The sequence below is a fragment of the Sphingobacterium sp. UBA7855 genome (assembly GCA_002500745.1).
Taxonomy (GTDB): domain Bacteria; phylum Bacteroidota; class Bacteroidia; order Sphingobacteriales; family Sphingobacteriaceae; genus Sphingobacterium.
In genome coordinates, this window is sequence record DLST01000018.1 from 426,336 (window position 1) to 453,069 (window position 26,734).

At 39.8% G+C, this 26,734-nt stretch carries 23 protein-coding genes; 11 read left to right on the forward strand and 12 right to left on the reverse strand.

What is annotated here, in order from left to right; all coding sequences use genetic code 11:
• Nucleotides 1-6: 6 nt before the first annotated feature.
• The 3 genes from B2107_RS17995 to B2107_RS18005 all read right to left on the reverse strand — a co-directional run bounded on the left by B2107_RS17995 (nucleotide 7) and on the right by B2107_RS18005 (nucleotide 2,960).
• Entirely contained in the window at nucleotides 7-876 is an 870-nt protein-coding gene (locus tag B2107_RS17995; RefSeq protein ID WP_293957117.1) for a cupin-like domain-containing protein, read from the reverse strand.
• A gap of 328 nt (nucleotides 877-1,204) precedes the next feature.
• Nucleotides 1,205-1,975: a uroporphyrinogen-III synthase gene (locus tag B2107_RS18000; protein WP_293957119.1), complete on the reverse strand. Its 771-nt coding sequence runs from the start codon at nucleotides 1,973-1,975 to the stop codon at nucleotides 1,205-1,207.
• Nucleotides 1,976-1,985: 10 nt separating this feature from the next.
• The gene (locus tag B2107_RS18005; protein ID WP_293957121.1) at nucleotides 1,986-2,960 is read right to left on the reverse strand and encodes a DUF4271 domain-containing protein; all 975 of its coding nucleotides are present in this window, start codon (nucleotides 2,958-2,960) and stop codon (nucleotides 1,986-1,988) included.
• A gap of 121 nt (nucleotides 2,961-3,081) precedes the next feature.
• Between B2107_RS18005 and B2107_RS18010 the strand changes: the two genes are divergently transcribed.
• Nucleotides 3,082-3,666, forward strand: a complete 585-nt coding sequence (locus B2107_RS18010) for a DNA-3-methyladenine glycosylase I (protein ID WP_293957123.1) — start codon at nucleotides 3,082-3,084, stop codon at nucleotides 3,664-3,666.
• Between the two features lie 95 nt (nucleotides 3,667-3,761).
• Here the strand turns inward: B2107_RS18010 and hpt are convergent, their stop codons facing one another.
• Together hpt and B2107_RS18020 are read right to left on the reverse strand one after the other, a co-directional pair.
• Nucleotides 3,762-4,301, reverse strand: a complete 540-nt coding sequence (gene hpt / locus B2107_RS18015) for a hypoxanthine phosphoribosyltransferase (RefSeq protein ID WP_293957125.1) — start codon at nucleotides 4,299-4,301, stop codon at nucleotides 3,762-3,764.
• 27 nt (nucleotides 4,302-4,328) lie between these two features.
• Entirely contained in the window at nucleotides 4,329-6,503 is a 2,175-nt protein-coding gene (locus B2107_RS18020; protein ID WP_293957127.1) for a transglycosylase domain-containing protein, read from the reverse strand.
• A gap of 292 nt (nucleotides 6,504-6,795) precedes the next feature.
• On the opposite strand from B2107_RS18020, the gene B2107_RS18025 reads away from it, so the two are divergent.
• Nucleotides 6,796-7,860, forward strand: a complete 1,065-nt coding sequence (locus tag B2107_RS18025) for an Mrp/NBP35 family ATP-binding protein (protein ID WP_293957128.1) — start codon at nucleotides 6,796-6,798, stop codon at nucleotides 7,858-7,860.
• 84 nt (nucleotides 7,861-7,944) lie between these two features.
• Here the strand turns inward: B2107_RS18025 and B2107_RS18030 are convergent, their stop codons facing one another.
• The 5 genes from B2107_RS18030 to B2107_RS18050 all read right to left on the reverse strand — a co-directional run bounded on the left by B2107_RS18030 (nucleotide 7,945) and on the right by B2107_RS18050 (nucleotide 12,349).
• Complete coding sequence (locus B2107_RS18030; RefSeq protein WP_293957130.1) at nucleotides 7,945-8,712, reverse strand: exodeoxyribonuclease III; 768 nt, start codon at nucleotides 8,710-8,712, stop codon at nucleotides 7,945-7,947.
• Between the two features lie 74 nt (nucleotides 8,713-8,786).
• Complete coding sequence (locus tag B2107_RS18035) at nucleotides 8,787-9,545, reverse strand: peptidylprolyl isomerase (protein WP_293957131.1); 759 nt, start codon at nucleotides 9,543-9,545, stop codon at nucleotides 8,787-8,789.
• A 55-nt stretch (nucleotides 9,546-9,600) separates the two neighbouring features.
• A complete protein-coding gene (locus B2107_RS18040) occupies nucleotides 9,601-9,948 on the reverse strand; it encodes a hypothetical protein (protein ID WP_293957133.1) in 348 nt (115 codons plus the stop codon).
• On the reverse strand, nucleotides 9,945-10,391 hold the full coding sequence (locus B2107_RS18045) for a low molecular weight protein-tyrosine-phosphatase (RefSeq protein ID WP_293957135.1): 447 nt from the start codon (nucleotides 10,389-10,391) through the stop codon (nucleotides 9,945-9,947). The genes B2107_RS18040 and B2107_RS18045 overlap by 4 nt, the downstream gene beginning before the upstream one ends.
• Before the next feature lie 404 nt (nucleotides 10,392-10,795).
• A complete protein-coding gene (locus tag B2107_RS18050) occupies nucleotides 10,796-12,349 on the reverse strand; it encodes a Do family serine endopeptidase (protein ID WP_293957137.1) in 1,554 nt (517 codons plus the stop codon).
• Nucleotides 12,350-12,579: 230 nt separating this feature from the next.
• Here B2107_RS18050 and dapF point away from each other — a divergent pair, with 230 nt between their 5' ends.
• Nucleotides 12,580-13,359, forward strand: coding sequence for a diaminopimelate epimerase (dapF, locus tag B2107_RS18055; RefSeq protein ID WP_293957138.1), 780 nt, complete (start codon nucleotides 12,580-12,582; stop codon nucleotides 13,357-13,359).
• A 144-nt stretch (nucleotides 13,360-13,503) separates the two neighbouring features.
• On the forward strand, nucleotides 13,504-16,389 hold the full coding sequence (locus B2107_RS18060) for a DEAD/DEAH box helicase (protein WP_293957140.1): 2,886 nt from the start codon (nucleotides 13,504-13,506) through the stop codon (nucleotides 16,387-16,389).
• Nucleotides 16,390-16,403: 14 nt separating this feature from the next.
• Here B2107_RS18060 and B2107_RS18065 read toward each other — a convergent pair whose 3' ends face one another.
• Nucleotides 16,404-17,210, reverse strand: coding sequence for an AraC family transcriptional regulator (locus B2107_RS18065; protein WP_293957141.1), 807 nt, complete (start codon nucleotides 17,208-17,210; stop codon nucleotides 16,404-16,406).
• Nucleotides 17,211-17,463: 253 nt separating this feature from the next.
• Between B2107_RS18065 and B2107_RS18070 the strand changes: the two genes are divergently transcribed.
• Together B2107_RS18070 and B2107_RS18075 are read left to right on the forward strand one after the other, a co-directional pair.
• On the forward strand, nucleotides 17,464-18,513 hold the full coding sequence (locus tag B2107_RS18070) for an HlyD family secretion protein (protein ID WP_293957143.1): 1,050 nt from the start codon (nucleotides 17,464-17,466) through the stop codon (nucleotides 18,511-18,513).
• 7 nt (nucleotides 18,514-18,520) lie between these two features.
• Complete coding sequence (locus B2107_RS18075) at nucleotides 18,521-20,098, forward strand: MFS transporter (protein ID WP_293957144.1); 1,578 nt, start codon at nucleotides 18,521-18,523, stop codon at nucleotides 20,096-20,098.
• A gap of 203 nt (nucleotides 20,099-20,301) precedes the next feature.
• Here B2107_RS18075 and gltX read toward each other — a convergent pair whose 3' ends face one another.
• Nucleotides 20,302-21,822 (reverse strand): glutamate--tRNA ligase, encoded by a 1,521-nt coding sequence (gltX, locus tag B2107_RS18080; RefSeq protein ID WP_293957145.1) that lies wholly within the window; start codon nucleotides 21,820-21,822, stop codon nucleotides 20,302-20,304.
• Nucleotides 21,823-21,942: 120 nt separating this feature from the next.
• On the opposite strand from gltX, the gene B2107_RS18085 reads away from it, so the two are divergent.
• The 5 genes from B2107_RS18085 (at nucleotide 21,943) to B2107_RS18105 (ending at nucleotide 26,668) form a co-directional block, all read left to right on the forward strand.
• Complete coding sequence (locus tag B2107_RS18085; protein ID WP_293957353.1) at nucleotides 21,943-23,172, forward strand: sensor histidine kinase; 1,230 nt, start codon at nucleotides 21,943-21,945, stop codon at nucleotides 23,170-23,172.
• Entirely contained in the window at nucleotides 23,153-23,701 is a 549-nt protein-coding gene (locus B2107_RS18090; RefSeq protein WP_293957147.1) for a DinB family protein, read from the forward strand. Before B2107_RS18085 ends, B2107_RS18090 begins: the two co-directional genes overlap by 20 nt.
• Nucleotides 23,667-24,092: a hotdog fold thioesterase gene (locus B2107_RS18095; protein WP_293957148.1), complete on the forward strand. Its 426-nt coding sequence runs from the start codon at nucleotides 23,667-23,669 to the stop codon at nucleotides 24,090-24,092. The genes B2107_RS18090 and B2107_RS18095 overlap by 35 nt, the downstream gene beginning before the upstream one ends.
• A gap of 295 nt (nucleotides 24,093-24,387) precedes the next feature.
• Nucleotides 24,388-25,683, forward strand: a complete 1,296-nt coding sequence (locus B2107_RS18100; protein ID WP_293957149.1) for a sugar MFS transporter — start codon at nucleotides 24,388-24,390, stop codon at nucleotides 25,681-25,683.
• Nucleotides 25,684-25,822: 139 nt separating this feature from the next.
• Nucleotides 25,823-26,668 (forward strand): DUF2911 domain-containing protein, encoded by an 846-nt coding sequence (locus B2107_RS18105; protein ID WP_209578523.1) that lies wholly within the window; start codon nucleotides 25,823-25,825, stop codon nucleotides 26,666-26,668.
• Nucleotides 26,669-26,734 lie beyond the last annotated feature (66 nt).

Here is a 26,734-nt window from a genome sequence, read left to right on the forward strand (position 1 = left end):
TCTATATCAACGTGCTTTTCTTTTTATCGCGTTATTCGCGCGACGTTTCGCTGTATTGATTTTATAATTGAACCAATGTCCCTTGAAGATCTTTCGCATTGTATTATCAAAATGTCTTGTGATAAACAAATTGCGTGCGCCCTTCAACTTCTCGCTGATTGAATTTGCTAAAGCCCTAACGGAAATTGAATACCCCTCCGTTTCATATTGAATATAATGCCACCATCCTGCGGGCATATATAGAGTCTCTCCAGGGTGAATAACTGCCTCATAGCCATCCAAATACTTAATTCCAGGATATTCATCTACATTACTGTATTTGGGATTGGCAATACTATGAAAATTGTATGGCAATTTGTACATCAAATCAGATTGATCATTTGGGAAAAGCCAAATACGCTTTAACCCCTGAAATTGAGAGATAAATACATGTGACATATCAATATCGAAATGATTACGGGTACTCGAACCTTCACCACCAAAAAACATAAATGGCAACCATTGCAACACCTTGCCACCTGTGACATCGTTATAAATAACGTCATTTTTCAGTTCGGGACGAATTTTAAGCAGATTGAACAAAAACAACCGTAACTCCGTAGGTTCTTTTGTAATCAGATCCAAATACTCAGCAAATGTCATCTGGCCAACAGGAGCGCTGGCAGCACGGTCCATCGATTCCTCCTCTTTTCCGTAGACATCTATTTTTATATCTCCTGCAATTTCTTTAAAGTAATCATAACTCCATTTCTTCCACGCTGGACTTTCTGCACTTATAAAATCTGATATAATGACAGGAAAACCTGGTTTCAGATAATTTTTTAGGAAGTCCTCTGATCGAATGCCCGAAATTTTATCAACTTGCTTTAACTTCACGACTGATTAATTTTGCTTAATTACAAACATAAAAAAATATTTCTACCAAATTTCAAAAATACCACCTATGCGTTATTTTACATAGAATGAATTATACCAAGCAATTTAACAGAAATATACTTAAAATCTCAATGACCTTCGTCATTTTATTATATTTTAACACCTCTGATTCAGCTAAACACCATCTCATAGCTCAATAGACCAACATAAGAAACCTTCTGTTTAACGATCTATGCCCCCCAACAGCGCTTCGCTTGCGAAGCGCTCTATAAATAACAAAAAAAAGGGTCTTAAGAACCCTTTTTCATATTTACCTTTTGCTAGGCTATTATTTATTTACCTTTTTGATGTATTCTTCAACAGCCATAGTCATACTAGGAGCCTTTGGCGTTGGAGCAGGAATATCTAAAATCAATCCATGATCCAAAAGTGCCTGCTGAGTAGAAGCACCGAATGCTGCAATCCTTGTATTATTCTGTTTAAAATCTGGGAAGTTATCATATAAAGACTGTACACTGGAAGGACTAAAGAATACGATAACATCGTAAAAAACATCCTTTAGGTCACTCAAATCACTTACAACAGTTCTAAAAAGCACAGCTGGTGTAAATTTATAGCCGTTTTGCTGTAACCAGTTCCTTGTCTCCTCATTGGCTACATCCGAACATGGAAATAAGAAATTCTCACTTTTGTGTTTTTTCAATACGTCTTCAAGGTCTTTCGCCGTCTGTTTACCAAAGAAAATTTTCCGTTTCCGATATTGAATGTACTTTTGAAGATAAAGTGCAATGGTCTCCGAAATGCAGAAATACTTCATCTCCGCAGATACTTCAAATCGCATCTCTTCGCAAACTCTAAAATAATGATCTACAGCATTTCTACTTGTAAATATTACGGCAGAATAATCTGCCAAATTCACTTTATCCCTACGCACATCTTTGGCAGGAACTCCCTCTACGTGTATAAAACCTCGAAAATCTAATTTTAACCCGTATTTCTTTGCTAAATCATAATAAGGGGACTTATCGTTTTCAGGTTTCGGTAAAGTTACCAGTACACTTTTTACCTTCTTTGCTCTTTCTACGTCTGAAGTTTGCATATAACCACTTTTAGCTCAATAATCTTAATAGTATTAATATTGGTGCTATTTCTAGGCAACAAAGGTACAAAATTAAATAGGAAATTGAAAATTTATACATCGACATAATATGAGCCGCTGTCTTAAGAAAGCGGTAGCAAAAAAGTAATGCCGCTCCAACAATGGCCAAGTGCAGTACAACACCTACCGATGTTGAGGGTACAAGACTCAATATTAAAAGTACAGGAAGCATTAAAAAAAGTGTATTGAAATAAATCAGATACAATACAGTCACATATTCCTTTACCAACTTCCTAATTTCAAACACAAAGGATAGAAATCGAATAAATCCGATTTTTAACGCAAATAAGCCTCCAACCATCGCCACCGTCTTCATATAATTGGAGAACGTGATAAAATCAAATCTATCTAATTCATATGCATAGAATAGACTTACAAATAAACCCAATGCGCCTGAAAATAATATGAATAGAAAAATAAAAGGCCATGATGTTAAGATTGTATCCTCTTTGCTTACCGATAGCAACACCCGATCATCCCAATAACCCTGAAAAACCAATTTGATATCAGAAGGGAAAAATATCCGAATCATCCCAACACCAAAAATTAATGCAAGAACCGTGAAAAGAATCCAATTTTCCCGGTGCACTTTAAGTGTCCCATATTGTCTATCCAACTTGCTAGTTCGCCATTCTCCTTGAAAATATTGCTGCACATCGAAGTTATAAATATTATGAACCATCAACCCCTCCCTTTCCACTGTTACGATTCGATATTGATCCTGTAACGCTGGATTCAAGGATACCAAGACTTTCTCGTTAGGTGTTAAAAGCGAATCCTTTACAACATGCGTACTATCAATCCCAATTGTGCTACCGTCCTGCACAACGTCTCGATAAGTACGCCCCTGCGCATTCAATTTTGTTATTGCGAATAAAAGAAATAGTACAAATAGAATATGATATTTGAAGATAGCTGCGTTCATTAAAATGAATTGTCTTTAACGGCAATGAAATATTCAAGAACCGTCTATAATCGAAACTCTTTAATTGTGGTCGTAAAGTTAGGATAAAAAGTTATATTGCATTCAAAAATCTTTATAGAACATGCACAAAGAAACCACACGCTGCCAATGGTGCGGATCTGATGAACAATATGTTGCCTATCACGATAAAGAATGGGGCCGACAAGTCAAAGATGATAAAACCTTATTCGAGTTTTTGGTATTAGAATCAGCACAAGCGGGATTAAGCTGGATTACTATCTTACGTCGAAGAAAAGCATACCAAGAAGCTTTTGCTAACTTTGATGTCGATCAGGTAGCAACCTACAGTAATGAAAATGTAGAACAGTTGCTCGCCGACTCTGGGATTATAAAACATCGCAATAAGATTGAGTCAACCATCACAAATGCGAAACTTTTCAAAAAAGTACAGACCGAACATGGCAGCTTTTACAACTATTTATACAGCTTCCTGCCCGAACAGCAGCCCATCGTAAACCATTGGTCAAGTTTACAACAAGTACCAGCTACTACCGATATTTCTGATAAAATCGCCAAGGATATGAAGAAAAAAGGTTTTAAGTTTTTTGGATCTACCATCTGCTATGCTTATATGCAAGCCGTTGGAATGGTGAATGACCATGTTGAAACTTGTTCTTTTAAATATCCTGCAGATGCAGTATCCTAAACCCCAAAAAAGTGCACTGCAATGTGAAATAGCGCAGTGCACTGAAAATCAAAAAAGCCTTCTTTTTTTCAGCCTCATAGTAGACCCAATTTTTTCTAACCAGGTATGTTTTTATAGATATCCGGCAGATTCCGACCTAGCCCATTAAAGTCCATGCCATACCCGACCACAAATTCTTTACTTATTTCAAACCCAACATAGTTCAATTCTTCGAAATGATACTGCAGCGCGTCAGGTTTCACCAAAAGCGCACAGGCAATGACACTCGCCGGATTTAATTTTTTTACTGCATCCAACGTATGTTTGAGTGAATGCCCAGAGTCGACAATATCTTCCACGATAATCACATCCCGCCCTTTCAGATCAATACCAAGACCTAAAAGCTCGTTTAACTCAGATTGGCCTGTTCCGATGTATGATGCCAACTTAATAAATGACATCTCGCACGGAACTTCAATTTGCTTGAGCAAGTCTGCCATAAACATAAAACATCCATTCAATACGCCTATAAAAACAGGCTGTTTATGCTCATAACGCAGACTGATATCGATACCCATCAGGCGAACACGCTTCTGAATCTGTTCCTCTTCAATGAGAGGTTCAAATAACAATCCGTCAATTTCTATGTTTCTCATGCTATTATTAATCTTTCATAACACACACTACTTTTGTGCATCTTTATCTTTTTCTTCTTTTTTACGTCCCAATATCTTGTCAAATAACGATCGCTTTGGCTTATCCTGCGCACCGCTTTCCTCGTCCTTCTTTTCCGTGAGATCCATTTTGTTTAATTTCTTTGGAACAGATACATTTTCGAGATCCTCGGCAGGAGAGCTGCCATCAAGACGATCGAACAACAGCGGATCTTCTCCCATATCGAATATATCGACAGAATCTACCACAGCCGGTCTTGCTGCACGCAATTGAGGCTGCAGAACAACCTCATAAAATCCATAATTTGAGGTTGTTGAATCCACGCTAATCTGCCCGGTTTTCGTCATAATATGACCGTAAGTATTAAAATACCGCAACATACTTCCTTTTAAGTGACCTGTCCAGTCAAAAAAGTTCAATCCTTTTTTGGGTCGCGGAACAATACTTGACAAAAATATACTCTCTCCAAGGCCTAATTGTGCCGGAGTTTTTCCAAAATAATAGCGCGCAGCTTCAGTTATGCCATAGACATTATTTCCCCATTCGATGACATTGAGATAAACCTCGTACATGCGCTTTTTGCTCACTTGCTGGGAGCGCTCCATCAGCCATACCAACAGAATCTCCTCCAACTTCCGCACAACCGTCTTATTGCGATTTAGAAAAACATTTTTCACCAGTTGCATTGATATCGTGCTGGCTCCGCGCTTAAATCCCTTTTCCTTGATGTTTGTAACAATCGACAATTTAAAAGCCTTCTCCTCGAATCCCTTGTGCTTAAAGAAAAATGGATCCTCGGTATTGATCAAGCTAATTTGCATATACCGGGAGATTTGATCGATAGGCGTAAAATTGCGATTCTGAGGGCCCACAACGATCTCCCGCATCGGCTTGCCATCTTCATAAGCGGTATACGTAAAAGGTGTGTTTAACATTGCAATATTAGCCTCTCCCCATTTCACTACCTTTAAATCCTTATCATCCATTTTAGAAGAGAAAAGGAGATTTTCAGGTTTCCTAAATTCAAAAGCAAAATTCAGGTCGTATTGAATATGCCCCTCCACCTGAATACCTTCTAGACCAGGAAACAATCCAACTGGCATAGCATCAAAAAAGTGTTGGGCCTGTATTTTATTCGTGTGAATGGCCAAAAAAAGCTCTTTCTCAGGCTTATGAACATATTTAACGTAGGGAGAAAATACAAAATCTTTAACCTTTACCGTGCTTTCTTTGCTTACTTCGAGCGACGACGCTCCGATATTCAGGGCCCCTTGCATTTGGGCCTCAGGAAAGATCACATCGTTACTAGAAATACGCCGATGGTTTACTTTTAAATTTTTAAACCCCCATTGCCCATGCAGTTCCAGCAATTCTTTATTTCTTCTGTGTGCCTTGTCCAATCGGAAGGATATTTCATCAAAACTTACAGCGAGACCAAATTTGCGCTGCAATAGGGGAAGATTTACGCCCTTTTTATCAGAAAAAAGACGGAGATCGCATTCTTGATTATCCGAATCAATTGTTCCCGTCAGATTCCAGGCGGCCTCATGATCGTTTAACAAAAATTTAGTTTCCATATCACCGCCATCGATCACAGCAGAAGGAATAACAACACGTTGTGAAGTGCTGTCATCACGATAAGAAAGTTCAAAGCTCTTCAGATCGAGATCGTTGGGAATCTTAAAAAACACATTTTTCAACAATCGATCTGCCAAAGCGGCCAGATTCTGTTTCGGATTATCGTTTTCTATTGTGTCTTTCTTCTGCTTTCTAAATAGAAAATCATAGTTACTAATTGAATCCTTTTTTATAAGAGAAACCGTACCGTGATCTAAAATAACTTGTCCTAACTTCACATCCCCGAATAATAAAGGCCATAATTTTACAGATACTGTCAGATCATTAATTTGAGCCAATTGGTCTCTATTTTTGGGCAATAGTTGGATATTCTTAAACTGTACAGCATTAATTCCACGGAAAGCATAGTATTGGATCTTCAAATCCAAATCATATTTTTCAAGCAACTTCGCTTTTGCTTTGTTGATTACCCCCATGAGCATCGCATCTCTTTTTTGATAAGCATACGCGCCTACTGCAAACGCCAAAACCAAAATAGCAGCTAAAGAGATATAAAGCCATCGCCATTTGCGGGACTTAAAAGATGTTATAAATCGATTGGACATAATTATTACTAAATGCAAATTCGTGCATATCAACAGTCAAACTTAGATAAATTTGGCTGTATATACAATTATAATTCACGGAAACGATGGTCGCTTTATACGCAGCTTCAGCAAGACAAATTTATTGATAAAACGCATTAATTACATAAAAATAAAAATGTTCCAAAAAAGCTGTCTTTCCTAAAAGCCAGCCCTATATACAATAATTTTAATCCCATTAAAAACAGAGAAATGACATGAAATTGATCCGCAATGAGTAGTTTTGTAATCCATGATTACAAATGAACAATAGATGGTTACCAAAGAACAAATATTAAATGCATTATCCTATGTGGAAGAGCCTGATTTGAAAAAGGATCTTGTCACATTGAATATGATTCAAAATATCGGGATCGAAGGTGAAAAAATTTCTTTCGATGTCATTCTAACTACTCCGGCTTGTCCGCTTAAGGACCATATTGAACACGCATGCCGAAATGCCATCGCTCATTTCATCGACAAAAATCTCGAAGTTCAGATCAACATGACTTCCAATGTGATCGGGAAACAAGGCGCACAGGTTTCAGGCATTAAAAACATCATCCTGGTCTCCTCAGGGAAAGGAGGAGTTGGAAAGTCAACTGTCGCCGCCAATTTGGCGCTTGCCCTCCAGGCTAAAGGAGCTAAAACAGGACTTTTAGACGCTGACATTTATGGGCCATCACTTCCGATTATGTTTGGCCTAGAAGGTGCTAAACCCGGATCAGTAGAAATGCCTGATGGACAGGTTAAAATTGAACCGCTTGAAAAATTTGGACTAAAATTACTGTCGATCGGATTTTTCACCGACCCAAACCAGCCTATCCCATGGCGTGGCCCCATGACCACCTCTGCAATCAAGCAACTCTTTAATGATGCACACTGGGGTGAACTCGATTATCTAGTGGTCGATATGCCTCCAGGTACAGGCGACATTCATATTACCGTATCACAAACTTTCCCGATTGCAGGTGCAGTGATCGTCACTACGCCGCAGCAAGTTGCCCTAGCTGACGCTGTCAAAGGTATCGGTATGTTTTTAATGGATAGTATCAATATCCCGTTACTGGGCGTGGTGGAGAATATGGCTTATTTTACACCAGCAGAGCTTCCTGATAATAAATATTATATTTTTGGAAAAGACGGCGGAAAAAGGTTAGCTGAAGAATATAAAGTACCTTTCCTTGGTGAGATACCACTATTAAAAGGTATTTCTGATGCTGGAGATAATGGATTCCCCATTGCGATAGACAACGAAGATCCTGTAACAAAATCATTTCTCACGATTGCAGAAAAAGTTGCTCAGCAGCTTTCCATCATTCATAGTCAGTTAAAATAGCTATTCAAAGGCAGTGATGCCGCTGTCAATCACACAAAAAGGCTTTCATGGGTATGAAAGCCTTTTTGTATGATTGACATTTTATTAGAGCGCCAGCTCTAATACTACGGGGCAATGATCGGAATGCACAGCATCCGGCAATATACTGGAAGATTTAATATGATCGGCCAAAGGCTTAGAAACCATATTATAATCGATGCGCCAACCCAAATTCTTTGCGCGCGCTCCAGCACGATAACTCCACCAGGTATACTGGTGCGGATCTGGATTTAGATGGCGAAAAGAGTCAATATAACCCGAATTAATAAAATTTTCCATCCATTCACGCTCTTCTGGAAGAAAGCCCGAAGAGTTCGCATTTGATTTTGGATTATGAATATCGATCGCACGATGGCAAATATTATAATCACCGCAGACAACTAGATTCGGCTTTTCCACCAAAAGCTTATCGCTATACAACTGAAAATCCTTTAAAAAACGGTATTTAAAATCCTGTCTTACGTCTCCGGTTGTACCCGAAGGAAAATAAGTACTCATCACCGATAGTTGATCAAAATCAGCACGGATAATACGACCTTCAAAATCATAATCCTCATGACCACAACCGTACTCAATATGCTTAGGCGTCATCTTAGTAAACAAGGCAACTCCGCTATAGCCCTTCTTTTGTGCTGGATACCAGTAATGCTCATAACCCATCTCCTCCAATAGGGCAACTTCGGGAATCTGATCAGGCGTAGCCTTAATCTCCTGAAGGCAGATGACATCTGCATTTACAGCTTTCAACCAGCCCAACCAATCCTTCTTTAAGGCTGCACGCAAACCATTCACATTATAAGTTACTATTTTCATTGTTTATTGTTGTGATGCTAGATTATAAAAAAAAGAAAACTTCTCAATCCCTGATATATTATTTCCACATAACATTAGTAGTCCTTTGAAGAGAACAAATCACTAATCTTTGAAAAGATACCCGTTTGAGGCTTTAAACCTTTGAGTTCCCGCTCCAAGTTTAATGCTTCTCGTCTCGTAAGTACATGCATGGTCATTTTTTGATCCGTCTCCGGCCTATCATGCTGATCTGTCTTTACCGCCGCAATCTGATCGATAACATCTACACCTTTGACCAGCTCACCAAATACGGTATAATTCCAATCTAAATGAGGTGCACCACCAATAGTGGTGTACACCTGACGTTGGGTTTCAGAAAACTTCTTGCCATTCATTCGGGTCTGCTCTAACCGATTGAGATCTTCAGGACTAAATACCTTTCCCTGAACAAGGTAAAACTGAGATCCCGACGAAGCTTTTTCAGGATTATTATCCCGGGCAGCTCCGATAGCACCTTTTTTGTGAAATAAACCATCCTGAATCTCCGCAGGAATGGTGTATCCTGGGCCTCCATTACCCAACTGTGCTCCGCCAACCGCATTTTTTGAGTCAGGATCACCGCCCTGAATCATAAAATTTTGAATGACGCGGTGGAAAAGCGTCCCATCATAATATTGGCTTTTTGCCAATTTGGCAAAGTTATCCCGATGTTTTGGCGTTTCATTATACAGCCGCACCACACAGATGCCCTTCTCAGTAACGATCTGTACATATTTAAATTCAGGTTTAGCCGCAAATGCCAAAACCTGTAAAAAGCAGAATACTGCAATTAAACTAGCTTTTAAAAATTTCATGTGTTGATGGTTCTACGTTCCCAATTGAACTTTTATTTTTTTCTTGATGTGATCGCTAGATAACATTTAATTCCTCAAAATAATCGATGATCAGCGACTTCATAATCAGTTCTTGTTCCAAAAGTGTATAGTTGGGAATTGGTTTTATTAATTGCCAATGCGGCCATCCCTCCTCATCAAGGCCTTTCAGCGTATAAAATCCCATCGCACTGAAAAGACGGCAGGTGGCAATATGCATCAATTCTTCTTTTTCCCGTTTCGAGAATTTCTGGGCACCCTTGCCCAATTCCTGAACACCAATGAGAAATAAACACACCTTGATGTCTGGTTTTTCCATATCAAATAGTGTCACAATCTCATCCTGCAGGAAACTCCATTTCTTGTTAACTTCAGCTGCCTTCATTTTTTTGATTTAATCAAACTAGCCATCACCTCTGCACTACGTTGGTCAATCATCTGAAAAACCGGATCAAACAAATTATCATCAAAATATGGATCGGGAACAATATCGTCGCCTAAAAATAGTTTAACCTTGTTCAGATCCGCTTTATCTACAACCTGGGCACAAACATCTGCATAATTCTGTCTATCCATGACAAATATTAGATCATATTCACCAAAAAACTGTGGTTTAAAATGCCGAGCCCGCTGACCAGATATATCGATACCGTATTTCTTGGCAACTGCGATCGCCCTATGATCAGGTGCTTCACCAATGTGCCAATCACCTGTACCAGCCGATTCAACGACCCAGTTTAATTGTTGATCCAATGCCTTTTGCTTCAATATACCGTGTGCAAGGGGTGAACGACAGATATTCCCCAAACAAACCATTAAAATCTTCATTTCTATAACGTTTAAAAAGCTATACAATAAATACCACGACTGCTATGGAATTCGACTAATTCCGTAAAAACTCAATTAAATCAACGAGTCACTCCGTCGATTCATCAATAGCACAATAGTAGTAGATTGCAATTCCAAAAATTCTGTGCTTATCAAGTGCCGAATTCCTGCTGTATTTTCGTTCCGCAAAATAGCTAAACTAAAATTATTAACGAAACAACCCGCTTAAAAGTGACCAACTTCTTACCAAACCATGGTTTTCTAATACCCTAACGCTTCTCCCAACCCTTATAAAAGAGAATCAATGTACCGCTAGCAGTTTTTCCGAACCAAAAAAAAGGTGGCCTAACCTAACGGCTAGAGCCACCTAAACTATATTAATCAACCAATTCTTAACTCAATGCTTAATATTCTACTGGGAAGCTCAATTGAACAGCACCACCTTGAGGCGACACACCTTTCAAACGTACAATATTACGTTGTGTTGCTCCTAAAGCGGCTTCAACATCATCAACTGAATTAACAGCCTTTCCGTTAACCTCAGTAATAACTAATCCGCGCTCTACACCGAAGTAATCAAAGATACCACCACGGTTCACCTGAGTGACAACAACGCCGGAGTTCACACCCAATTCCTTTTTCTTCTGAGCCGATGCAGGAATAAAGCTTGCTCCTAATTTGTTATAAATTTCGGTTGCACTTTTCGAAGCTTTTCCGCCAGCATTCGCAGACTTCAACGAATCTTCTCCTTTCAATGTCATCGTAACCTGTTTTTCCTTACCATCTCGTTTGTAAGTCACATTTACTTTATCTCCAGGACGCGCACGACCTATAGTTTCACTTAAAACAGGTGAACCTGTAATCACTTTCCCATTAATTTTGGACAGTATATCACCTTTCTTGATACCTGCAGCCTCAGCAGCACCACCAGCTACGACATCCTGAACATAAAGGCCATCAACATCTGCAAAACCCTTCTCTTTCGCCAATTCAGGGGTTATTTCAGTATAAGTTACCCCGATGTAACCACGTTTTACATTACCGTATTCAACAAAGTCATCAACAATTTTCTTTACCAAATTGACAGGAATCGCAAAACCATAACCCGCATAGGTACCTGTTGGAGAAGCAATAGCGGAATTAATTCCGATCAATTCACCCGAAGCATTCGTTAAAGCGCCGCCACTATTCCCCCTATTAATTACTGCATCTGTCTGAATAAAAGATTCAATCGCTGAACTGACAGGAATTTGGTCTTGCCCCCCACCAAATGGGTTACCACGTTGTTGTTGACCTTCACTTAAAATGCCGATCTGACGACCTTTCGCACTAATGATACCTGCAGTCACGGTAGACTGAAGTCCAAGTGGATAGCCAAAAGCCAATACCCATTCACCAACATTGACATTATCTGAGTTACCTAATTTAACCACAGGAAGCCCCTTGCCCGACACCTTCAATAAAGCTAAGTCGGTATTTGGATCACGTCCGATCAATTTGGCTTCAAATGTTCGCTTATCTGTTAATACAACTTCAATCTTGTCTGCATCTTCCACCACATGGTTGTTGGTTACAATATAACCATCATCTGAGATAATTACACCTGATCCAGATGCTTGTACCGGTTGCGACTGCATTTGACGTCGCCCCCCCCCTTGTGGCATGCCAAAAAACTCTTCAAACATGTCAAACGGAGAACCCTGAGATTGTTGTGATCCCTTACGGCTATATGTGGTTTTAATATGTACAACACCTGGTGACACAGCCGCAGCAGCCTGGGTAAAATCAGGATTACCTGTAGAGGACATTACTCCTGTTGGATTATTTGCAAAATAAACCTTTTGTTTGTCTTCGAAAGACAGACCATCAAACTTCTTATTCTCAATAAGCTTGTAACCTCCTAATGCTACCGCTCCACCGAAAACAGCTGTTAATAGCGTTAAACCGACCTTATTCATAAACTTATTTCTATTTTAAAATGTCTTAATATAAGCTGATAATTTTTGCTCTTAAAATTACCGATTTTATTCGGATATGTCCAAATGTAATACCATTTCGAAACCTTCGGAAAATAAGACACGTTAAAAAATGTTAATTACTAGACAAATGCAAGCATTTTAACAAATCTTAACTTTATCACGTTTTTTTGTAACAAAAAAACGTACTTTTGTTACTAAAAATCAACAAAATGGCAACAAAAGTAAGATTCTCCAAATACCAAGGAGCAGGCAATGATTTCATCTTAGTAGACAATCGCCACAATGCATTTGACAGAGCAGACGAAGCATTGGTAGCGAAGCTATGTGACCGCCGGTTTGGTATTGGAGCTGACGGGCTGATGCTCTTACAGCAGAACGAGAATTACGATTTTGAGATGATTTACTTTAATGCAGATGGTAGAGAAGGAAGCATGTGTGGTAATGGAGGCCGTTGTATTGTCGCTTTTGCTCGCGACCTTGGCATTATTACTGACAAAACTGTCTTTTTGGCAGTAGACGGTATACACCATGCCTCTTTAGCGGAAGATCTTGTCAATCTCCAAATGATCGACGTGCATGATTTTGCCCGCGATGGAGACGCCTACCTGTTACAAACAGGTTCTCCACATTATGTTGAATTTGCAAAAAATCTCGCACATAAGAATGTCTATCAAGACGGCTACGCCATTCGTAATAACGCGACATATGGAACGGAAGGCATCAATGTAAATTTCATTGAAGCTGAAGGAGATGGTTATTTCCTGCGTACTTTTGAACGCGGTGTCGAAGACGAAACCTATGCCTGCGGCACCGGTGCTACTGCGGCAGCCATGGCCGTCGCCCTGCAGCAGAATCTCACAGGCGATATTCATATTCCTATCCGTGTATTAGGAGGGCAGCTTTATATCTCCTTCCATAAAGATGGTCAGCATTTCACAAAGGTATTCTTAAAAGGGCCGGCGCAGTTTGTCTTCGAGGGCAACTACTAGGTTTCTACTATCAATCAACACTAATCGTTTTCAGAATTTTCAATCCAAGCATGTCAATTTTTAAAATTTCATCGGGCAAATTGCGAGTAATGGTATATTTTATTGTATATTAGATACCTTTATTTACAAGGTCCGCTATCTTTAATGCAACAGTCAAAGTCATTTCCAGTATATAAAATCGTTTATTCCATATGTGAGCACCCTTATCTCGGCTATCTCATTGAGCCACACATGGTCCAACTCAATCCCAATGGGACTTACTCACTCCGATATCAACGCATATTTAGTAACACTGTCGGTGCCTACGCCGCCGAATTAGATGAAGTAGATTACAAACTCATTCGACTGCTTGATGAAATTGAACAAACACACCTCATCAAAAAATACTACAAAAAAGCGATCAGACCTGTAGATTTCTTTTCCAAAGTTTTTGATAAAAAGCTCTATGAACTCCTTCGTCCTAAAATAGATGAAAAAATGATTCAATTTTTTGAAGCTGTTGGAGACAAACCATTCTTTATGATGAGCAAAGATGGATATCCTGCAGATCAAGAAATTAAACTGGCCACATCCCCGGCCTCAATACTTTTTCATTTCCGTCGAAACGAAGAAGAAACGCGCTATTTCCCGACCATCAAATACGAAAATCAGCGTTTGGAGTTTATGTTCAAAAACGCTATCGTGCTGACTAATGTACAAGCGTGGCTACTTTTAAATAATACCCTTTATTATTTCGATCAGCCCCTTGAAGGCAAAAAGCTTAGCCCCTTCCTGAATAAACGCTATATTTCTGTCGGTAGAAGCACTGAAAAAAAATATTTTGAAACATTTGTCTGTGGCTTGATAGAACGCTATCATGTTTATGCCGAAGGGTTCGACATTGAAACCCATCAGCATCAAGCAATTCCTATTCTTCATTTGATTTATATCGAAGATGGAGTTTCTCAACTTCAACTGCAATTTAAATACGGTAAACATACCTTTACAGCGGGTGCCGAAAATAAAGTTACTGTCCGCATGGTCTATCAGGAGGGAGACGATCATTATATTTTCCACCGTGTCAAACGATCTTTGCAATGGGAAGAACAACAGCATGAAAACTTAAAAAAGCTGGGGCTACAGGATTTTGACCTTCAACTCGGTTTATTGACACCAACGATAGCCGCTGGGAAACGACTTTCCATATTTGACTGGATAAATAATCACCAAGAACAACTGGAGAAACTTGGTTTTCAAATTGTACAAAATAATGAAGAAAAGCGTTTCTTCATAGGACAGACCTCGCTGGATATCTCCATTGAAGAAGACAATGATTGGTTTGATATCAGTGCTATCGCAAAATTTGGCCCTTACGAAATCCCATTTATTCAGCTGCGTAATCATATCCTCAATAACATTAAGGAATTTACTTTACCGAATGGAGAAATAGCCATGATTCCAGAAGAATGGTTTGCACAGTACAATCACCTATTTCAATTTTCTGCAGACCGCCATGAACTTAAATTAAATAAAGTACATATAGGCCTACTCTTTGAAATTAGCGAACATACGCAACTGGTATTTACCCGAAAACTTCAAAATCTGGCTAACTTCGAAGAAATTGCGGATATTCCCGAACCAAAACATTTCAAAGGAAATCTTCGTCCATACCAGAAGGCAGGATACAATTGGTTTAATTTTCTAAAGCAGTATAAATTTGGGGGCTGTCTTGCGGATGATATGGGCTTAGGCAAAACCATACAAACATTAGCCTTGTTGCAGCAACAAAAAGAACTGCTTCAGAATGAACAGGAGGTACGTACCTCGCTTTTGGTCTTACCGACTTCATTAGTATACAACTGGCAAAAAGAAGCACATCAATTTGCTCCACAGTTGAATATTCACCTTCATACTGGCAACAATCGCATCAAAGATTCCGCATTATTTTCAACATATGATTTGATAATCACCACTTACGGAATAGCGCGCATAGATGAAGAGATTTTAAGTAGCTATTATTTTAACTATATTATATTGGATGAAAGTCAGAACATTAAAAACCCGACATCCAAATCTTTCAAAGCCATAAAAAGCCTAAAGAGTAAAAATAAACTGGCCTTAAGTGGAACTCCAGTCGAAAATTCAGTTTCGGATCTTTGGGCTCAGATGCACTTCACCAATCCCGGACTGTTGGGTAGTTACACCTATTTCCAGAAGGAGTTTGTGCAGCCCATAGAAAAGAAAAAAGACGAAGAAAAAGCACAACGTCTCCAGGCGATTGTTAAACCGTTTATATTAAGACGTACAAAAGATCAGGTGGCAAAAGAATTACCGCCAAAGACCGAACAGGTACTCTACTGTGAGATGACAGAAAAACAGTCCGAACTTTACGAGAAGGTTAAATCTGAATATCGCAATGCAATCCTTGACGGACAATTGGAAAACAAACCAAAATCTAGCCAAATTGCACTTTTACAAGGCTTGACAAAGTTGCGGCAGTTAGCCAATCACCCCAGAATGGTGGATGAGAAATTCTCGGGCGATTCCGGTAAGTTCGAATCGGTCATTGAAACCCTAGAAATGGTGATGCAGAGAGGCAATAAAGTACTGATTTTCTCCCAGTTTGTAAAACAACTCAATATTTTCCGCCAGTATTTTGATCACAAAGGAATAAACTATGCCTACCTGGATGGCGGCACAAAAAATCGGGATGAAGCGGTCAGTCAGTTTCGTAAAAACAACGATACCAAGCTATTCCTTATTTCGATAAAGGCAGGTGGTGTGGGGCTTAATCTTATTGAAGCAGACTATGTTTTTATCCTAGACCCTTGGTGGAATCCGGCTGTGGAACAACAGGCCGTAGACCGCTCGCACCGCATCGGTCAAACGCGCAATGTCTTTATCTATAAATTTATCAGCAAAGATACCGTTGAAGAAAAGATATTAGCCTTACAGAATAGAAAGAAATCGATCGCACAAAGCCTGATCACAACCGAAGAAAGCTTTATCAAGTCACTTTCTCAGGAAGATCTGCAAGAGCTTTTAGCCTAATAAAATCGCGACTGCTATTTGTATCCATTAATCTTCGCCATATAAATCGATGGACGAATACCCGTCACCCGTGTAAAAATGTTGCTGAAAGAAGAGAGCTCGTTGTAACCCACACGGATGGCGATTTCGAGAATGGTGTAGTTATTTTCAGACATGAGTTCCAGGGCTTTCGCAATTCGTATAGCTCTTAAAAACCGAACATAACTGATGCCCATATCTTCTTTAAAAAGCCTCGATAAGGAGCGGCTACTCATTCCAAAACGCTCAGCAATCTGTTCAATGGTAAAGGACTGATCGATATTACTGTTGAGATACCTAGCCACACTTTTGAGCTTTTCACTTTTAGGATAGGGATGCTGCATCGGAAAAGCATCTATTGGTGAACTCGTATCTGGAATAATCGCCATCATCGCACGCAGGAGACAGTATTTAGAATAATTAGTCGTCTTACTCACCCCGCCAGCCCAATCTCGAGCAAATAAAAACATTTCACGCATCAAATCATTGCTTAGAAATATATTCGGCACCGAAAGCACAGAAGGCATATCCGCCATTTCTTTAAAGTAAAAACTATACAGTGGAATACGAGAGCTTGTACTTTCCAGATGATAAGTGGTATTTGCCGGAATCCACATATAAAATCTTGCCGGCAAATACCAGTGCTTCGTTGCTGTAAATACATGAATAATGCCGCCTTCGGCGTAAAGCAGGCGCGCTTTTTTATGTTTATACTCGCGAGAATCAATACGATCGACATACAAGTGGTCGATATAAAAATTGTAATGCTCAGCATCAATCGCTGTAAGTTTGCCCTCTTCCATACCTCAAAATTACGTTATTCCAACAATATGGCGCAAATAAACAAATATCCGTCCGACTATACAAAACAAATCCTTTCCACCCTACTGTATCTTTGTGCGGGCCATATTCCCAAATAAGAAAGTCGATCGGAACTTAGCCCCCACCTTCAAGTAAAATGCATTGACAAATCGTGATGTCGCAGGTAACTCAGAATCGAATCTGGATCAGAATGCTAAAGTTGAAGAATTTGGAAAATGCGCAATTAGAATGAATATGAATAGAAAAGATAAAAAAGACAAGACAAAAGGATTTAATAAAGCGCTCGTCCTCTTTGCGAGTATATTATTATTGACCGGTATTGGCTTCCTGCTCAGGCATCTGATTTTTACTCATCAATATGTAACTACCAATGATGCACAGATAGATCAATACGTGACCCCTGTTGCTAGTCGGATCCCCGGTTTTATCAAAGAAGTCCGATTTGAAGAAAATCAATATGTACATCAGGGTGACACCCTATTAATCATTGATGCCAGTGAATATCAGACCAAGGTAGATATCGCAAATGCCGAACTCCAAAGTAGCCAGAGAAATGCCGAGGTAATCAGCAAAACAGCCAATGCGACTGCCAATAGTATTTCGGTTCAAAAGGCAAGATTAGAAGTGGCAAAAGTAAGTGTATGGCAGACGCAACAAGATTATAGTCGATTCAAGAAACTATATGAGGCCGATGCGGCAACCAGACAGCAGTACGACAATGCCAAAGCAGCTTACGATTTGGCATTAGCACAACTCCATGCTATGGCAGAAGAGTATAATTCCGCCCGACTGAATACCAGCAAAGAAAAAGCAAACGAGTTACCTGCAAAAGCGAATATTAATATTAAAAAGGCCGCAAGAACAAATGCCCAGCTTTTCCTTTCCTATACTGTAGTAACCGCGCCCTATGACGGCTTCGTCGGGAAGCGGACTATACAACCCGGACAATTTGTGAAGGAGGGTCAGACACTGGCAAATGTAGTTAGCGAGGAGAAATGGATCGATGCAAATTTCAGGGAAACACAGCTTGAAGATCTAATAGAAGGCACTATCGTGACGATACAGGTAGATGCATTTCCCAACCTTCTTTTTAAAGGAAAGATCCATTCTTTTTCTCCAGCATCAGGTTCCAAATTTGCCGTGATACCCCAGGATAACGCAACCGGAAACTTCGTAAAAATAGAGCAGCGCATCCCCGTTAAAATTGTCTTTGACGCACAGCAGGATCTTAAAAAGCTACGTGGCGGCATGAACGTTGTCATTCATGCTGCCCATCAATCCTAATTTCACCATGCTTAATAACAAATCTGTATACTATAGCTGGGTTCCCGAATGGATCAAACTTCCGCTTATGATACTAGCGATGTTTCCCCATCTCATGTTAATGTCGCTCTTCCATTCGAATACGGCATTTACCGCGTCGGCGCTTGACATCGAAACCGAAGATATTCAGTATTTCCTTTCCTTGATGTATGGCGCCATTGTAGTTGCTTTACTCATTTTTCAGCGGCTTTTTTCTTATTTCAGGGTGAGAACATATATCCTGTTGACCTGCAGTGCTTCCATCCTCATCCTAATCGGCATTTCATTGACAAAAGATCCATTCCTTATTGGCGTTCTGCGTGTAGCCGAAGGTATTTTCTGCGTGCTTGAAGGCGCTTGTTTCCTCCCAATGGTTATGAGCCAGATTAAGCATACAAAGAGCCGCACCATTGCCTATTTCTTCCTATATACATTTATGCTTACTGGCTCGACTTTGACAACATCTTTGCTCAAAGAAAGTATTATGGATTATAGATGGCAAGATATGATCCATGTTGTACTCTATTGGCATTTGATTGTGATTGCGATAGCCCTGCTCTTACTCAACAATAATCGCCTAAGTAGAAAATTCCCCCTCTATCAACTGGATCTCACAAGTTGCCTGTTTCTGCTGCTCTCATTGAGTTGCGGCGCTTACGTCCTAATCTATGGGCGTAAATACTATTGGTTCGAACACACCAATATCAACATCAACTTTGCCCTTTTCCTAGTGTTCGGAGCACTATTTATATTTAAACAAAGTTTGGTCAAAAGACCTCTTTTTCACTTTGAGGTCTTGAGATACAAAAATGTGATTTTGGGAGTTATCCTATTTTTTCTCTTTTATATTATTCGCAGCTGCCTCAACAATGTTTATACCGTAATGGCTACCGTCTGGAAATGGCCCTGGCACTATATTATTGATGTACAATTCATCAATGTCACAGGTACTATCTTGGGGGTTATTAGTTCTGGCGTCTTACTTCTATGCAACGTATCGCCGAAATATAGCTTTGGTTTTGGCTTTTTGATATTGGCAATCTCCTGTTTTCTCTTCGTCCCTACCTTTTATTCTGATACCACAATCTGGGCCATCGGGCTCCCATTGTTCATTCAGGGCATCGGACAAGGTTGGCTGTTCACACCGTTGGTGATTTACATTTTAACAGGTGTCAAATCCCAACATGTAGGCAATGCTGGCCTCATGGGTACAAGTGTTCGATTTTGGAGTACCAATATTGGATTTGCCTTTATCCAAAACATCAGCTATATACTAAATAAAAAGCATTATAATCAACTCGAACAGACACTGAATACAGGCAATCCGCTGACACTAAATTATTGGAACACATTAATCGAGAAATATAGCGGATTATATGGCGATCAAGTGGCAAACCAAATTGTTAGTAAAAGTCTTGCCGAAAGTTTGAGTCAGCAAGCATCGCTAATCAGCAATATGGAAATATTTACTTTCCTCGGAATGCTGGGATTAGTTGTAACCGGAATAATATTTTTATTTGGCCCAGTTAAGACCCTTTATATCCGGCTGAGGTTACCTTACTTATAAATCAAACTGGGGGAACGCCTATTATAAGCAAATTAGGGGAAGCCTATCTAACAAGGTCTAGCAACTCCATTAAATCCAAAGAAAATCAACGTTTCCAATAAACTGAGCATAGCAAACTCATGCCCCTCTAGTGGACAATATTAAAAGAGGCTATTCGCAAATCAATGCAAATAGCCTCTTTTAGTATTTTATACTCCGTTCATTTAAGCATCAAATTCCTGAAGTGCTTTTTTTACACGATTTACGACTTCATCTCTGCCCAGCAGTTCAACTATCTGAAAGACATCTGGACCAAATTTTCCACCGACTAACATAATACGGAATGGCATCATCAGTTCGCCCATTTTCATTCCGGATGCCTGAATGGCATCCTTGAAGAAAGGCTCCAACTCAGCAGCCTTCCAGGTATCAAATCCTGCGAAAGACTGGTTAACCCCCTCAAAAAATGCAGTTTTTTCAGCAGACCATTTAGGCTTCACTGCGTTTAAATCGTATTCTGCAGGTTGCAGGAAGAAAAACGACGCTTGGCTCCAAAAATCTTCCACAAAGGTCAGACGCTCTTTTACCGCATCCAATACTTTACTCACATAAGTGTCATCAGCCGCGACTTGATGATGTTCCAAAACTGTTTTAATCTGCGGTAACAGCGACTCTGTTGAAGATCGTTTGATCCATTCATGGTTAAACCATTTTGCTTTTTCAAAATCAAATTTCGCCCCAGCTTTACTGATACGGTCCACGCCGAATTTCTGGGTCAATTCATCTAAAGAAAAAAGTTCCTGTTCAGTTCCATCATTCCAGCCTAACACGCCAAGCATGTTGACAAAAGCCTCTGGCAAGAAACCCATCTCACGAAAACCTTTTGTTGTATCGCCAGAGTTCGCATCGGTCCAGTTCATCGCGTAAACAGGGAATCCCAGACGATCGCCATCGCGTTTACTTAATTTACCATTTCCATCGGGTTTGAGGATTAGAGGAAGGTGTGCCCAGCTCGGCATACTATCGCCCCAGCCAAGGTATTCCCACAACAAGATATGGATAGGTGCCGAAGGCAACCACTCTTCGCCGCGGAATACATGCGAAATATCCATGGTTTTATCATCGACAACAACGGCCAGGTGATAAGTTGGCATACCGTCAGCTTTAAGCAATACCTTATCATCAACAAGATTGGTATCGAAAGCAACCTTTCCACGGATCATATCTGTAAATGTTACCGTGTCATCAGTAGGAATTTTTATACGAATGGTATGCGGAGTCCCCGCATCCAACAGGTGTTGAGTTTCAGTCTCAGATAGGCTCAACGAATTGCGCAATTGAAGTCTGTTCTCGTGGCTATAGCGAAAATTAGGCTGCAACTTACGCTGCTCATCCAGCTCCTCTGCTGTGTCAAAAGCATAGTAAGCATACCCATCTGCGATCAATTGCTCAGCATATTTCCGGTAAGATGGTTTTCGCTCACTTTGACGGTAAGGCCCATATTTCCCCCCTATTAACGGACTTTCGTCTGGCGTCAGGCCACACCATGCTAAACATTCGTTGATATATTCCTCAGCACCTGGGACAAAACGAGTTTGATCCGTATCCTCGACACGTAAAATAAAATCTCCCTGATGCTGACGCGCATAGAGAAAATTAAACAAAGCTGTACGTACCCCACCAAGGTGAAGACCACCTGTAGGGCTTGGTGCAAAACGCACTCTGACTTTTCTTTCTGAACTCATGAAGCAAAATTACCACAAAATTTTTGATTTGGGCGGTACGACCACTTCTTCAATGAAATAAAAGTGCAGAAAACAGACATTTATTCAGTAATTTGCGATGAAGGACACGAATACGGAATCATGAAACCCTATCAGATTAGCCAGCAACGCTGGAAATTTATCTTGCTCATCTTTGCAGCAGTCATTGCTGTTGCCTCCTTGGTGTACACCAATTACCTCGTTCGAAATCTTGCTCACGCCGAACGTTCAAAGGCCGAGGTATGGGCCATGAGCACTAAAAATATCATGACCATGCCCGACGTAGATGATGAGTTCATTACATTTATCTACGCTGTAAGAGACAGCCTAAATTTGCCAGCAATTATTACTGACGATAGAGAAGATATCATTTTTTGGCGGAACCTCGATTCTACGAAGACCAATATTAAGCCCGGACAAAACGACAGTGTTACAAAGCATCTAAATTATGACCCAGCTTATTTTCAAAAACAGTTGGCATTTATGAAAAAAAGCCATCCCCCCATTACTTTGGAATTGGAAAATGGGCAAAAATGGCATGTATACTACAAAGATTCTTGGTTTTTGCAACAGCTAAGGGTGTTTCCGTACGTACAACTATCGCTCATTGCACTCTTCCTTATCATTGCATATACCGTTTTCAACTCTATCCGAAAATCTGAACAAAATCTTGTTTGGGTAGGCCTCACCAAAGAAGCGGCACATCAATTGGGGACCCCCATTTCATCGTTGATGGGTTGGCTAGAACTGATTCGTATAAAATTTGATGCCGAAGAAGATGATACCCTGAATGAAATGGAAAACGACATAAAGCGGCTTGAGATTGTCGCTGACCGCTTTTCAAAAATAGGGTCCACCCCCGTACTGACCAATCACAACCTCTACGAGGTCATTAAAAATTACATGGATTATTTCCGTATACGGACTAGCAATAAAATTACTTTCGAATTAAAAGGAGACAAACATCTTGAAGCAAAGCTCAATATTCCACTCTTCGACTGGATTATAGAAAATTTATTGAAAAATGGTGTAAATGCCATTGGTACAGAAGGAAAGATAACTGTTAATATTTCAGAAAATATTGCGAAAGAAGAAATTTTTATAGACATTAGCGATACGGGCAAAGGAATTCCGAGATCTAATTTTGAATCAGTTTTCCAGCCAGGCTTCACAACAAGAAAGAGAGGCTGGGGGCTCGGGCTTAGTCTGACAAAGAGAATGGTGCGGTATCACCAAGGACAAATCTTTGTAAAAGAATCTGAATTAGGTAAAGGAACAACATTTCGAATAATCTTAAAAAGCAATTTAAAATATGAAGCCACTCAAATCTGACGAATATCCAGCAGTCTATGCGCCATATATTGAGACTGTCGTCGATAACGTGTTTGATGCACTCGAAGAACAAACGCTCTCCTTTCCGGCATTTCTGGACACAATTCCTGAGGAAAGAGGCAATTTTAGATACGCCGAGGATAAATGGACTATCAAAGAAGTCGTTGGCCACGTCATCGACAATGAACGCATCATGGCCTATCGTGCGTTGCGCTTCTCCCGAAATGACCTGAAGGAGCTCGCCGGTTATGACCAAGACTACCTCATTCAGTATTCGCGCTATAATGACCGTACCTTGGAAAGCTTGAGCAAAGAATTCACCTTTATTCGCAAAGCCAATATGATGCTTTTCAACAGTTTCAATGACGCTGAATTGGAGCGTAAAGGAATGGCATCTGAGCGACTCACAAGTGTAAAAGCACTGTTATATGTCATTGCGGGACACCTCAATCATCACCGCATTATTATCCAAGAACGTTATTTAAACTCAGACGATGTCAAAAATTTGGTTTCAGCATTACAGCATTGAGGAAATAAATGTATTTTTTAACAAATACCTGTCAGGTCTTTTGGAAATTCAAGCGACAGAAATAGATGACAACACCATTACAGCAACTATGCCTGTAACAGATAAAGTCAAGCAGCCGCATGGAATATTACATGGTGGAGCCTCGGTAGTCCTGGCAGAGTCTCTAGGAAGTATTGCCTCTAACCTGGTGGTTGATCCAGATAAATATCGCGGCGTTGGACTTGAAGTGAACGCAAACCATATACGTCCCGTAAGCGCTGGAATAATTACAGCGAAATGCAGTCCCATACATATTGGCCGTTCCACACATATCTGGGAAATAAAGATGTATGACCGGTTCAATAAATTAAATTGTATTTCCAGACTGACAGTAGCGATCGTTCCGAAATAATACAATTTATCGGGCTTTTGAGCACGCGAATTCCAAAACCATCAAATTTTAATCCGAAGCATTAAAACTTAAAGGAGGATAATTACAATTTATCCTCCTTTTTTCGTGAATTAATTCTCAAAACCGAGCAAAAAAATATGCCTTTATTTATTTCCTATATTCAATAAATTTAAGTAGTCTTGTACGTTGGATAGTTTAAAAATCAACAAAATAGCATGCAATCGATTGCTTAAAGCAACTTTTTCAACAGATTTCTACTGCGTGAACGATAACTTAACTAAATATAATTAAAAAAATGACCACTAATCCTAATTCGGGTAAAACAGCAATAGTCCCTATGCTCATTTGCTGTGCATTATTTTTTATTCTTGGATATATCACTTGGGCCAATGGCGCATTGATCCCTTTTGTACGCTTAGCATTTAATTTAGAGACCGACACACAAGCATTTTTAATTCTATTTGCGTCGTATATTGCCTATTTTTTTCTCGCATTACCCAGTTCATGGATTTTAGGGAAAACAGGCTTTAAAAATGGATTAGTGGCCAGTCTAGTGTTAATTATTTTAGGCGCCCTTATCATTATTCCTGCCGCATCAAATTTGAGCTACAAACTGTTCTTGGTCGCTATCTTTGTGCAAGCTTCAGGTATGGCGCTTTTACAGACAGCGATTAACCCTTATTTAAGTATAATCGGCCCCATAGAAAGTGCCGCTCAAAGGATCTCCATCGTAGGGATTTTCAATAAAACAGCTGGCATGATTGTTCCAGTAGTCTTGGGGAGCATCCTATTAAAAGATTACGACAGCATTTCCAGTAGAATCAAAGAACTCAAAGCAGGTGCAGAACACGATGCACTGTTAGCAGAATTATCTGAAAGGCTTCATGGACCCTACATTGGAGTGGCTATCGGTGTTGCGATTCTAGCGATTGTCGTATTTGCTGTAAAAATGCCCGAAGTTGATGTCAATAAGGAAGAAGAAGCAACAGATGCTGCTGCTGTCACCAGTACTAAAAAGACAAGTATCTTTCAGTTTCCACATTTATTTTTAGGATTTCTCGCTATTTTCTTCTGCGTTGCAGTCGAAGTAATGGCAGGTGACATCATCGGAACGTACGGAAGATTATTATCACTGCCGCCATTTTTTGTTAAGTATGGTACTACGTTTACGCTAGTATGTATGTTAGTTGGCTATTTCATTGGTATCATCTCTATTCCAAAATTTGTATCGCAGCAAACCGCTTTACGTATCTGTACAATTGTTGGGATAACATTTACGGCAATTTCGGCATTTTCTACAGGACTGACGTCTTATATCTTTGTAGCCCTATTAGGTGTCGCTAATGCATTGATGTGGCCAGCAATTTTTCCGCTGGGTATAAAAGGACTAGGACGCTTTACGAAAACAGGATCAGGCATTATGATTATGGGTATTGCCGGAGGAGCAATCTGGCCGTTGATATATGGTTATTTGAAGGACACTTTACATGTTGACTTCCAACATGCGTTTCTCTTTGCGATGGTTCCGGCCTACCTGTATATCTTATTTTTTGCCACTAAAGGGCATAAAATTGGAAAAGGAAACACTTAGTAGAACACAATAGCGGACGAGCGAAAGGGCATCTAAAAATAGATACCCTTTTTCTGTGAAATTCTTCCTATTTTTAGAAGATAGATAGAGGCGTGAAACTGTTGAAAACGCGTATATAACAAAACAAACAATGATACAGATGAAAAAAAATCTTTTTGCAATTGCCATTGCCGCAACCATGATGTTTACGGCTGGAGAATCTTTCGCTCAAATTAAGCTTCCTGCAGCCAGCAGCTCACAAACAATTACACAAGGATTAGGTATTGAAAATGTAACACTAAACTATAGCAGACCAAGTATGAATGGACGTAAGATCTTTGGTGATCTTGTCCCTTATAATCAGGTGTGGCGTACAGGAGCAAATACCAATACCACATTAACCTTTGAAGGAGATGTTACATTAAATGGCAATAAGCTTTCAGCAGGAACCTATTCGCTTTTTACGATCCCAAACAAATCGGAGTGGACCATCATAATCAGTAAAAACACAAAACAATGGGGCGCATACACGTATAAACAAACTGAAGACGCTTTACGTTTCAATGTTAAACCACAAACATTAGCCAATCCAGTGGAAACTTTTACCATCGCTTTTGACAATGTTACGCCAACAGATGCGGTTTTAAGTTTGGCTTGGGAAAAAACTGCTGTAAAAATCGCCCTCAAAGTAAACCAGCAAGATAAAATATTAGCGTCAATCGACGAGGCTATGAAAGGGGAGAAAAAACCATATTTTGCAGCCGCTCAATATTACTTTACTAATAATTTGGATCTGAATAAAGCTTTAAACTGGTTTGATGAAGCTGCTAAAGCCCAACCCAAAGCTGCACATGTGCTCTATTGGAAAGCAAAAGCTCAATTAAAAGCAGGAGATAAAAAAGGAGCGGTAGAAACTGCGACGAAAGGTCTTGAAGTGGCCACAGCTGACAAGAACGCTGAATACATCAAGTTGAATACACAAGTGATCAATGCTGCAAAAAAATAGCGGTCTATACGCAGCAATGCCCCAAAAAGCAGCTAACTTTTTGGGGCATTGTATTTAATAATCATT